The organism is Shinella sumterensis (assembly GCF_004514425.2).
GTDB lineage: Bacteria > Pseudomonadota > Alphaproteobacteria > Rhizobiales > Rhizobiaceae > Shinella > Shinella sumterensis.
On record NZ_MYFN02000003.1, the window covers coordinates 118523 to 130235 of the forward strand.

Annotated in this window: 9 protein-coding genes; 2 read left to right on the plus strand and 7 right to left on the minus strand. The window is 64.5% G+C overall.

Annotated features, from left to right (window positions below; translation table 11 throughout):
* Nucleotides 1-51: 51 nt before the first annotated feature.
* The gene (zigA, locus tag B5M41_RS07635; RefSeq protein ID WP_134650038.1) at nt 52-1257 is read left to right on the plus strand and encodes a zinc metallochaperone GTPase ZigA; all 1206 of its coding nucleotides are present in this window, start codon (nt 52-54) and stop codon (nt 1255-1257) included.
* A gap of 13 nt (nt 1258-1270) precedes the next feature.
* Here zigA and B5M41_RS07640 read toward each other — a convergent pair whose 3' ends face one another.
* The 7 genes from B5M41_RS07640 to B5M41_RS07670 form a co-directional block, all read right to left on the minus strand.
* Nucleotides 1271-2404 carry a Gfo/Idh/MocA family protein gene (locus B5M41_RS07640; RefSeq protein WP_134650039.1) on the minus strand — a complete coding sequence of 378 codons (1134 nt, stop codon included), beginning with the start codon at nt 2402-2404 and terminating at the stop codon, nt 1271-1273.
* An 11-nt stretch (nt 2405-2415) separates the two neighbouring features.
* Nucleotides 2416-3177 carry a sugar phosphate isomerase/epimerase family protein gene (locus B5M41_RS07645; protein WP_134650040.1) on the minus strand — a complete coding sequence of 254 codons (762 nt, stop codon included), beginning with the start codon at nt 3175-3177 and terminating at the stop codon, nt 2416-2418.
* A gap of 15 nt (nt 3178-3192) precedes the next feature.
* Nucleotides 3193-5652 (minus strand): beta-mannosidase, encoded by a 2460-nt coding sequence (locus B5M41_RS07650; protein ID WP_167719175.1) that lies wholly within the window; start codon nt 5650-5652, stop codon nt 3193-3195.
* A gap of 219 nt (nt 5653-5871) precedes the next feature.
* Complete coding sequence (locus tag B5M41_RS07655; protein WP_134650041.1) at nt 5872-6960, minus strand: ABC transporter ATP-binding protein; 1089 nt, start codon at nt 6958-6960, stop codon at nt 5872-5874.
* Nucleotides 6961-6963: 3 nt separating this feature from the next.
* Entirely contained in the window at nt 6964-7926 is a 963-nt protein-coding gene (locus B5M41_RS07660) for a carbohydrate ABC transporter permease (RefSeq protein WP_370359625.1), read from the minus strand.
* On the minus strand, nt 7895-8797 hold the full coding sequence (locus tag B5M41_RS07665; RefSeq protein WP_134650042.1) for a carbohydrate ABC transporter permease: 903 nt from the start codon (nt 8795-8797) through the stop codon (nt 7895-7897). Before B5M41_RS07665 ends, B5M41_RS07660 begins: the two co-directional genes overlap by 32 nt.
* A 223-nt stretch (nt 8798-9020) precedes the next feature.
* A complete protein-coding gene (locus B5M41_RS07670) occupies nt 9021-10256 on the minus strand; it encodes an ABC transporter substrate-binding protein (protein WP_134650043.1) in 1236 nt (411 codons plus the stop codon).
* Nucleotides 10257-10657: 401 nt separating this feature from the next.
* Between B5M41_RS07670 and B5M41_RS07675 the strand changes: the two genes are divergently transcribed.
* Nucleotides 10658-11701 (plus strand): LacI family transcriptional regulator, encoded by a 1044-nt coding sequence (locus B5M41_RS07675; RefSeq protein WP_134650044.1) that lies wholly within the window; start codon nt 10658-10660, stop codon nt 11699-11701.
* Nucleotides 11702-11713 lie beyond the last annotated feature (12 nt).

Consider the following 11713-nt stretch of genomic DNA (forward strand, 5'->3'; position numbering starts at 1 on the left):
CGCCATTTTTTGGCCCCGCGAATGTAATACTATAACGTAAGGGTAGATCGCATGGACAACCGCCTCCCCGTTACCGTCCTCTCCGGTTTCCTCGGCGCCGGAAAGACGACGCTCATGAACCACGTGCTCAACAACCGCAGCGGTTTGCGCGTCGCCGTCATCGTCAACGACATGAGCGAGGTGAACATCGACGCCGCACTCATCCGCGATGGCGGGGCGGACCTGTCACGCACCGGCGAGCAGCTGGTGGAAATGACGAATGGCTGCATCTGTTGCACGCTGCGCGACGACCTCCTCAAGGAGGTGCGCCGTCTCGCCGAAATGAAGCGCTTCGACTATCTGCTGATCGAATCCAGCGGCATTTCGGAGCCGCTGCCGGTCGCCACCACCTTCGACTTCCGCGACGAGGACGGCTGGAGCCTGTCGGATGTCGCCCGCCTCGACACGATGGTCACGGTGGTCGATGCCGCCAACCTTCTCAAGGATTACGGCTCGCAGGATTTCCTGGCAGAGCGCGGCGAAACGGCCGGCGAGGACGACAACCGCACGCTGGTGGAACTGCTGGTCGAGCAGATCGAGTTCGCGGACGTGGTCGTGCTCAACAAGACGGGTGCGGCGAGCCCCGCGGACCTGCTCGCCGCCCGCCAGATCATCGGCGGCCTGAACGGCGCGGCCCGCGTCATCGAGACCGATTTCGGCAGGGTCGCGCTGGCGGATATCCTCGGCACCGGCCTGTTCGATTTCCAGAAGGCGAGCGAACATCCGCTGTGGTTCAAGGAGCTGCACGGCTTCAAGGACCACGTTCCCGAAACCGGGGAATACGGCATCCGCTCCTTCGTCTACCGGGCGAAACGCCCGTTTCACCCCGCCCGCTTCAAGGCCTTCCTTGATGAGAGCTGGCCAGGCGTCATCCGCGCCAAGGGCTTCTTCTGGATCGCCACGCGGCCGCATCATGTCGGCGAGATGAGTCAGGCGGGCGCTCTGGTGCGCAGCGGCCGGCTCGGCCTGTGGTGGGCCTCGGTTCCTCAACAGCATTGGCCGCAGGACGAGGCGGCGCGGGAGGCCATCGCCCGCTCTTCCGATCCCGTCTGGGGCGACCGGCGGCAGGAACTCGTCTTCATCGGCGCGGACCCGATGGACGAGCACGACATCCGCCGCCGGCTCGACGCCTGCCTCGTCGCCGAAGAGACGTTCGAACCGGCGCGCTGGGCAAACCTGCCCGACCCCTTCCCGCTCTGGATGCGCCAGGCGGGGTGAGGGATGTAAGGTGCTAGCGAAGCAGCGCGCGCGCCTCCTCGATGCCGAAGGCTTGCGGCTGGGTGCAGGTCGTGACGATATCGACCGCCCGGCCCTCCTCGGCGGAGCGCAGGATCGCCGTCAGCACGTCGATCGTGTGCAGCGAGCGGTCGAGCGAGCAGCGATAGTCGCGGCCCGTCGTCACGGCGTCCATCATGTCGGCAAGGCCGATGCCGCGGTAATTGGCCTGTTTGCCCCAGTCGAACTGGTAGTTCTGGGCCGTCAGAGGATGATCCCAGACCGCGACCGCCTTCGGCTCCTTGTCGTTGCCGGCGACCTCGACGGTGCCGCCGAAGAAATTCGGATCCGGCACGAAGACCGCGCCGTCGGTGCCGTAGAGCTCCATGTTCTGGTGGCGATGCGCCCACACGTCCCAGCTCGCCATCAGCGCGACCTGCGCGCCGCTGACGAATTCGAGCACGGCATGGATGTTCGTCAGCACCGCGACCGGCACGGCCTCGCCGAGCCGCGGGCCATTGGCGATGATGCGCTCCTCGCGCGCCCGGTTGCCGAGCGCCACGACGCGCTTCACCGGGCCGACCAGGTTGACGAGGTTGTTGACGTAATAGGGCCCCATGTCGAGGATCGGCCCGCCGCCCGGCGCGAAGAAGAAGTCCGGGTTCGGATGCCAGCTCTCCATGCCCGGACCCAGCACATGCGCCGTGCCGGACATGATCTTGCCCACCCTGCCGCTGTCGATGAGGTGGCGCACGAACTGGTGCGATCCGCCGAGATAGGTGTCCGGCGCCGAGCCGACCTTCAGGCCGCTGGCATCGGCGATGCGGCGCAGATCCTCGCCCTGTTCGAGCGACAGCACGAAGGGCTTTTCCGAATAGACATGCTTGCCCGCCTCCAGCGCCTGCTTCGACACCGGGTAATGCGCTTCGGGGATGGTGAGGTTCACCACGACATCGACGTCGGGATTGGCCAGCAGCGCGCCGATCTCCTGCGCCGGCACGCCGAATTCCTCCGATCGCGCCGTCGAGGCCGCAGGGTTGATATCGGCGCAGGCGACGAGCTTCAGGTTCCTGAAGGTCGGGATCAGCCTGAAATAGGCGCCCGAGATATTGCCGCAGCCGATGATGCCGACTCCGTATTCCTTGCTCATGATGGCGGTCCTCAGAATGTCTTGACGGTCGCGATCGAGCGGGTGGCAAGCCGGGTGATGTCGCTCGGATTGTCATGCTCGACGATGAAATGTCTGGCCGGCGTGCCCGCGAGCGCCTTGGCGAGATCGCCCCACGGCACCGTGCCATGGCCGACATCCGCCCAGCCGTCCTCGTCGGCGTTCTCGCCCGCCGGCGCGATGTCCTTGACGTGGACGGTGGTGATGCGGCTGCCGTATTTCTGGATCCAGGCGAAGGGGTCGGCCCCGCCGCGGATGATCCACGCGATATCCGCCTCCCAGGTCAGATCCGGGCCGCCGGCGAAAAGATGATCCAGCGGCACGGTGCCGTCGGGCAGCGCGAAGAACTCGAAGTCGTGATTGTGCCAGCCGAACACGAGGCCCGCTTCGCGGATCGGCGCCCCGGCCTTCTGCAACCGCGCGCCCAGCGCATGCCAGCCCGCTGCATCGGTCGGGCGATGCTCCGGCAGCAGATAGGGGCAATAGACCGCCGTGATGCCGAGCGTGCGGCAGATGTCGAGCACACGCTGCGGCTGCGTCTCCAGCGTTTCGAGGCTGAAATGGGCGGTTGGCATGGTGAGGCCGTTGTTATCGAGGTCGGCCTTCACCTGCTGGATCGCCGCGTCGTCGAGCGTATCGTAAAGGGCGCTGTAGCCCTCGACCTCGCTGTAGCCGGCATCCGAGAGGATGCGGAACACTTCGGCGAAGGGCTGGAAATTGCGGGCGCTGTAAAGCTGGAAGCTGACGGTCTGCATGGCGGTTTCCTTGGTTCAGTCTTGGTGGGTCTGGCACGCGTGAAGGTCGAGCCAGTGGAATGTCGGTTCCGCGCCGCGCTCGGACGGCGTGAAGACGAGTGTCTTTTGGGCGCCTGCCGTGAGGTCAAACGCGTTGTCCGACCAGCGGCCGGGCACGTCGGCCTCCAGCATGACGTGAAGCGCCAGGCCGTGTGCCGTGGCGGTGACAGTAAAACGGCCGTCGTCGCGCGGCGCGACGTCGAGCGTCAGGCCGGAGGCCTGGAGATCGAGCGCCTTGTAGGTGCCGGAGACATGGTGCCCCTCGCCCGCCATGCCGTTCGAGGCCTTGAAGGACCAGAACAGCAGCGCATCCTCGGGGAGATCCGCGGAAACGACGGAAAACAGCATTTCCGCCCTGTCCGGCCCGCAAGCGCCCTCGATGCTGCGATAGGGCCGGCGCTCGCCGGATAGCGAGACGAGCCATGTGTCGAGCGTGACGGTGACAGGTTCCGCCGTATCGTTGACCACCGAGAAACCGATCGTTTCGCCGTCCTTCGACGGAATGGCGGCGACGGCGACGGGCTGGAAGAAGCGGCGCACCATGTAGTGCATGGCCTTCCAGCTGCCGCCGTAATCGAGGCTCGACCAGGAGGCGACGGGCCAGGTGTCGTTGAGCTGCCAGTAGAGCGTGCCCATGCAATGGGGCTTCAGCGAGCGCCAGTATTCCACGGCGGTGCGGATCGCGAGGCCCTGCTGGATTTGGCTGAGATAGACGAAGCTCGGAAAGTCCTTCGGGAAACGGAAGTAGCGGAACATCGTGCCGGCGATGCGCTCGTTGCCGCCGGCATTCTTCTGGTGGCTCTCCATCACGGGCGACGCGATGTTCATGTCCTCGGGGTCTGCGAAGCTCTGCATGACCGGCATGGACGTGTAGGACTGGAAGCCGAATTCCGAGCAGAAGCGGGGGCTGACGGTCCGGTAATTGTCGAAGGACTTGTTCTCGTGCCAGACCGACCAGTAGTGCATGTCGCCGGAACCGTCGGCATGCCAGGCATCGGCGAAATCGAGATAGCCCGACGTCGGGCTCGACGGCCACCAGATCGCGCCGGGCGCCGCCTTCTTCATCGCCACTTCGATGGTACGGTTGAGGCGATCGTAGGAGACGAGGTAGCGGTCGCGATCCCGGCGGCTTTCCTCGAACCAGGTGAGCGCGCCAACCAGCTCGTTGTCGCCACACCACAGCACGATGGAGGGATGCGAGGCGAGCCGCCTGACCTGGTAGTCCACCTCCGCCGTCACATTGTCGAGGAAATCGACGGTCGAGGGATAGAGGTTGCAGGCGAACATGAAGTCCTGCCAGACCATCAGGCCGAGCTCGTCGCAGAGATCGTAGAACCAGTCCGGCTCGTAGAAGCCGCCGCCCCAGACACGCAGCATGTTCATGTTGGCGTCGACGGCCGATTGCAGCAGGTCGCGCACGGCGACCGGGTTGATGCGCGAGGGCAAGGCATCTGCGGGAATCCAATTTGCCCCACGGCAGAAGATTTCCCGGTCGTTGACCTTCAGCGCAAAACGGCTGCCCGCCTCGTCCTTGTCCGTGATCAGCTCCACCCGGCGCAGGCCGACGCGGCGCACGACGGTCTCCGTCGGCGTCTCGACGCGCACCGCATAGATCGCCTGCTCGCCGTGGCCGGCCGGCCACCAGAGCGCAGGCTTTTCGATGCTGAACATGTGGGTGAGCTGGGTCTCGCCGGCGGCGACACCGATATCGAGCCGCACGCGCTCCTCGCCGAGCGCGAAATGCACCGGCAGGATGCCCGGCTCCTCGGCGTGGAAGGTCGCGGTGACATAGAGATCGACCGCGCCATCGGCATGATGGAACTGCCGGGTCGTGACATGCTCGATGCGCGCCACCTCAAGCCGGCGCAGCACGATTTCGCCATAGATGCCGAGCGGCGCGATGGCGATGTTCCAGTCCCAGCCGAAATGGCACTGCGGCTTGCGCAGCATGTTGCCGTTCGCGATCGGCGAATTGCTCGTCGACCACGGGATGAAGAACGGCTGTTCGGCTTGCCGCCGCGCGCCGGCTGCGATGCTGGAATGGATCAGCACCTTCAGCGTGTTTTCCCCCGCCTTCAGCGCCTCGGTCACGGCCGGCCGGTAGCGGCGGAAGCAATTGTCGGCATCGAGCATCAGAACGCCGTTGAGATAGACCGACGCCACCGTGTCGATGCTGCCGATATCGAGATACCAGTCACCTTCCAGCGTTTCCGGCGGGAGGTCGAACGTGCGCTCGATCGCCCAGTCCTTCCCGGCCACCCACCGCACGTCGCGCTCGTTGCGGCCGGCATAGGGATCGGGAATGAGGCCGGCGGCGATCAGCGCGCTGTGCACGTCGCCGGGCACGCGCATGGAGGCGGTGTGCATGGCGTCGGTGCTGGTGACGGTCCAGGTGCCGGAAAGGTCGATGGCGGTGATGTCGGATGCTTGGGTCATGGTTGTGTCTCTGACTTGCGATGTGCGGCGCCTCGTAGCGAGTTGCGGCGTCGCTTCTCCCCCTTCTCTCCTACGGGGAGAAGGTGCCGGCAGGCGGATGAGGGGGAGGCCACCAACTGAAAGAGCCGGAATATCGGCGTGTCCCCCCTCATCCGACCCTTCGGGCCACCTTCTCCCCGTGGGGGAGAAGGAAGGACGGCAAGTGCAATCTCCACCATCCTAAATCCGCTCCTCCGTGCCCGCATCGAACAGCGAGGCCAGCCCCATGTCGAAGGAGAGCGACACGGCCGTGCCGGGCGCAAAACGCCTGTTGCCGGCAACGCGGACGGCGAGCGTGTGGCCGGCATGTTCGAGCCACAGCAGGTTGTCGGCGCCCATCGGCTCCTCGATATCGACGCTCGCCTGGTGCGCCTTAGCACCGGCGCCATCCTCGTCGACCTTCACATGCTCCGGGCGCACGCCCAGCACGACCTTGCGGCCGGCCGGAAGCGCTTCGCCGGCGGCATAGCCATCGAGCGGGAAATCCACGCCGTTCGTGCTGAACACCGGCTTTCCACCCTTCTCCACGATCTCGCCGCGCAGGAAATTCATCGACGGCGAGCCGATGAAGCCGGCGACGAACATGTTCTTCGGCGCATTGTAGATCGTGTTGGGATCGGCGAGCTGCTGGATGACGCCGCTCTTCATGATGGCGATGCGGTCGGCGAGCGTCAGCGCCTCGATCTGGTCGTGCGTGACATAGATCATCGTGTTCTTCAGCGACTGGTGCAGCCGCTTGATCTCCACGCGCAGCTCCGACCGCAGCTTGGCATCGAGGTTTGAGAGCGGCTCGTCGAACAGGAAGACATCGACATCGCGCACCAGCGCCCGGCCGATCGCCACGCGCTGGCGCTGTCCGCCCGACAGTTCCGAGGGCTTGCGCTTCAAAAGCGGGCCGATCTGCAGGATTTCGGAGGCGCGGGCGACCCGCTTGTCGATCTCCGCGCGTGGCATGCGGGCGACCTGCAGGCCGAAGGAAAGGTTCTTCTCCACCGTCATCTGCGGATAGAGCGCATAGGACTGGAACACCATGCCGATGCCGCGGTCCTTGGGCTCCTCCCAGGTGACGTTCCTGTCCTTGATGAAGATCTGCCCGCCGGTCGGCTCGAGCAGGCCGGCAATGCAGTTGAGCAGGGTCGACTTGCCGCAGCCGGATGAGCCGAGCAGCACGAGAAACTCGCCCTCGCCGATATCCAGATTGAGGTTTTCCAGCACGTTGACCGCGCCGAAGCTCAACGAAAGGTCCTTGATGGAGACGGATTTCTGCATGGCTTAACCCTTGACTGCGCCGGCGGCGATGCCGCGGACGAACAGGCGTCCCGACACGAAATAGACGATGAGCGGAACAGCCCCGGTGAGCAGTGTCGCGGCCATGTTGACGTTGTATTCCTTCACCCCCTGGACGGAGTTGACGATGTTGTTGAGCTGCACGGTCATCGGGTAATATTCCGGCCGCGTGAACACGACGCCGAACAGGAAGTCGTTCCAGATGCCGGTGATCTGCAGGATCATTGCCACGACGAAAATTGGCAGCGACATGGGCAGCATGATGCGGAAATAGATCTGCCAGAACCCTGCCCCGTCGATGCGCGCCGCCTTGAACAGCTCCTCCGGCAGGGAGGAGAAATAGTTTCGGAAGAGCAGCGTCAGGATCGGCATGCCGAAGATGGTGTGCACGATGACAAGGCCGGTCAGCGTGCCGTAGATGCCCATTTCCCGGAGCACGATGACGATCGGATAGATCATGACCTGATAGGGTATGAAGGCGCCGATGATGAGGATGGTGAAGAACAGGTCCGCCCCCTTGAACTTCCAGTTGGCCAGCGCATAGCCGTTGACGGAGGCGACGAGGATCGAGATCAGCGTCGAGGGCACGGTGATGCGCACCGAATTCCAGAAGCCGCGCGACAGGCCGTCGCAGTTGAGGCCGGTGCAGGCGGTGGCCCAGGCCTTGGCCCAGGGCTCGAAGGTCACCTCCACCGGCGGCGAGAAGATGTTGCCGAGCCGGATTTCCGGCATGCCCTTCAGCGAGGTCACGACCATCACGTAGAGCGGCAGCAGATAGTAGAGCGCCGCCACGAGAAGCGTGCCGTATAGCATGATGTTGCGGCGGGACAGCGTGCGGCGGGGCTTCCTGCCCCAGGGCTCGCTTGGCGGTCCGGCGGTCGCGGCGAGCGCCGCGCCGGGCTTGAGGGAGACGGTCTCAGCCACGCTTGCGTCCTCCGAATTCGAGATAGGCCCAGGGGATGATGATGATCGCGACGGTGACGAGCATCATGGTGGAGGCGGCGAAGCCTTGGCCGAGGTTCTGGGCCTGGAACATGTAGTCGTAGACGTATTTCGCCGGGACCTCCGAGGCGATGCCGGGGCCGCCGCTCGTCTGCGCCACGACAAGGTCGTAGACCTTGACGATGCCGCTCGCGATGATGACCAGCGTCGTGATGAAGACGGGACGCATCATGGGAATGACGATGAAGAGATAGGTCTTCCACATCGGTATGCCGTCGACGCGCGCGGCCTTCCAGATGTCCTCGTCGATGCCGCGAAGCCCGGCGAGCAGCAGGCACATGACGAGCCCCGTGCCCTGCCACAGCCCCGCGATCAACACGCCGTAGATGACGATGTCGGCATTGTAGAGCGGATCGAAGGTGAAGCTTGTCCAGCCCAGCGCGCGCACCACCGACTGCACCCCGAATTCCGGGTTGAGGATCCATTGCCAGACGAGGCCCGTCACGATGAAGGACAGCGCGAAGGGATAGAGGAAGATGGTGCGGAAGGTGTTTTCGAAGCGGATCTTCTGGTCCATCAGCGCCGCCAGCAGGAAGCCGACCACGAGGCTGAAGACCAGCGTGAAGAAGCCGTAGATGGCCAGGTTCTGGATCGAGACGATCCAGCGCGGCGCATCCCACAGGCGCTCGTACTGGTCGAGCCCGACGAACTTGGCCCGCGGCAGGAGCCGGGAATTGGTGAACGAATAGACGACCGTCCAGATCGTGCCGCCGAGAAAGATGACGACGGCGGTGAGCATCATCGGAATGGACGCAATCTTGGAACTGAGATTGCGCAGCAGTCTACTGGGGCGACCGGTGTGTGCCTGGCCCGTCATGGGTCACTCCTCCTTGGTCTCGATCACACGGCAGGCGCAAGCGCTCGCCTTCGGTGTACGGCAGAGCTCCGCCCCTCCTCCGTCATCCTCGGCCTGTGCCGAGGATCTGCCGACGCATCGAAAATCGAGACGCTGGCAGATGCCCGGGACAGGCCAGAGCATGACGGACGGGAGGTTTCCGGGCTTTGCCGACGGCCGGCGGCAAGCGCCGACCGTCCGCTGATCACTCCGCCGAGGCGATGATGCCGGCAAAACGCTTCTGGGCGTCTTCCGGCGTCATCGAGGGATTGGCGAAGAACTCGGAGAAGAGGTCCTCCTTCTGCTTCTGGCTGTCGGCCGAAAGCATCTGGTCCGGCGCCTCGATCACGTTGCCCTTGGCAAGGATTTCGAGGCCCTTCTTCATGCAGTCGTTGGCGGCGGCGAGATCGACGTCGCCGCGCACCGGCAGCGAGCCCTTCTTCAGGTTGAAGGCGACCTGCGTGGCGGGCGCGATGAGCGTCGACGCCAGCACTTCCTGCGCCTTGGACTTTTCCTCGTCTTTGAGCAGCGGGAAGTAGAAGGCGTCGCCGCTGGTCGAGATGATGTCGTTCACGCCCAGCCCCGGAAGGCAGGTATAGTCCTTGCCGGCGACCTGCCCGGCGAGCGCGAATTCGCCCTGCGCCCAGTCGCCCATGATCTGACCGCCGGCCTTGCCGGTGATGACCATGTTGGTGGCCTGGTTCCAGTCCTGCACATTCGTGCCCTTGGACATGCGGCGCGCATCGTCGGCGGCCTTGAACACCTTGGCGATGTCAGGCCCGCCCGCAACCTCGGCGTCGCGGTCCTTGAAGACCTTGTAGAACGTATCCTTGCCGGCAATGGCGACCATCAGCACGTCGAAGGCGCCGGCCGCCTGCCAGGGCTGGCCGCCCACAGCGAGCGGCACGATGCCGGCCTTTTCCAGCGCCGGAGCGGCCGCGACGAACTCGTCCCAGTTCTTGGGCACGGCCACACCCGCCTTCTCGAAGGCGCCGTTGGACAGCCACAGCCACTGCCAGGAGTGGATGTTGACGGGCGCGCAATAGATCTTGCCGTCGATCGTGCAGCTGTCGAGCAGGCTCGCCGGCTTGATGATGTCCTTCCAGTTTTCCCGCGTCGCGACATCCGTGAGGTCGCGCATCAGGCCGGACTCCACCAGTTCCTCGGCCTGGCGGCCGTGGTTGAACTGCGTGGCGCCCATCGGATCGCCACCGGTGATGCGGCTGATCATGATCGGCCGCGCCGTGCCGCCGGCGCCGGCGATCGCGCCGTCCACCCACTTGTTGCCCGTCGCGTCGAATGCCTTCGCCAGTTCGGCGACCGCCGCGGCCTCCCCGCCGGACGTCCACCAATGGGTCACCTCCAGATCGGCCGCATGGGCTGCGGCGAACGGCAGGGCCACGGTCACCGCCAAGGCAGCGGCCATCGAACGAATTTTCATGAGTCTCCTCCCTCACTGAAACGTTGCAGTAAAAAAGTAGACGAACAGGAGCGAACGCGCAACCTGCAAGCGCGACAAAGGGACGTTTTCCTCAAAGCTCCCGATTTGAGAGACGCGCAAAGGATGCTTTCATTCGGCAAAATCCAGCAGAACAATAATCTCAAGTAATTATTTTTATTATTTATTTAAGTTTATTCAGCTGCACTCCGTCACGTGCGATCATCACCGACTTGTGCAATGCGTAAAGGGTCGCCGAGGCATCGGAAAAAGCCGTTTTCGGAATTTTAGGCTCGACAAAATCACTATATCGTTACAGTTTTCCCATGCATCTGCGCGCCCATGTGGCGGTGCCGGGCAGAACATGTATAACCGCTCGCTAATGCGGAGAGGTTGGGGCCGGAATGAAGAACAGGCTGAGCGAGGGCGCACGAGCCGCGCCCGCGGGCACGAATGAGCGGCCGACACTGAAGACGATCGCCTTCATGACGGGCCTCGGCATCACGACCGTCTCGCGCGCACTCAAGGATGCCCCCGACATCGGCACCGAGACGAAGGAGCGCGTGCGCCTCGTCGCCGCCCAGATCGGCTACCAGCCCAACCGCGCGGGCGTGCGCCTGCGCACCGGCAAGACGAATGTCATCAGTCTCATCCTCAGCCTCGAGGAAGAGATCATGGGCCTGACGAGCCCCATGGTGATCGGCATCTCGGAGGTGCTCGCAACGACGCAGTATCACCTCGTCGTCACGCCCTACCGCGCCCAGGGCAATGCGCTCGATCCGGTGCGATACGTGCTGGAAACCGGCGCGGCCGACGGCGTGATCATCTCGCGCACCGAGCCGAAGGATCCGCGCGTGGCGCTGATGATGGAGCGCAATTTTCCCTTCGCCACCCATGGCCGCACGGAGATGGGGCTCACACATCCCTATCACGACTTCGACAACGAGCGCTTCGCCTACGAGGCTGTGCGCAAGCTTGTCGAACAGGGCCGCAAGCGGCTCGTCCTGCTCCAGCCGCCGCCGTACCTGACCTTCTACCTGCACATGCGGGCGGGCTTCGAGCGCGGCATCCGCGACTTCGGCGCGACGGCCGTGCCCTTCAACGAAGTGAACCTCGACAGCAGCCTCGTCGACATACGCCGGGCGGCGGAAAACCTCCTGCGCGCGCCGAATGCCCCCGACGGCATCGTCTCGGGCAGCGGTTCGGGCGCCGTGGCGCTCGTCGCGGCGCTGGAGGCGGACGGGCTGAAACTCGGCGAGCATATCGACCTCGTCTCCAAGGAATCGCAGATGCTGCTGCAATGGCTGCGTCCGGAGGTCATGACCATGCGCGAGGATATTCGCCTCGCCGGACGCGAACTCGCCAAGGCCGTCATCGCCCGCATCGAAGGACGCGCACCGGAAGAGTTGCAGACGCTGAGCTATCCGATCCCGACGGGCGAAACCTGACACGTTCCCGGT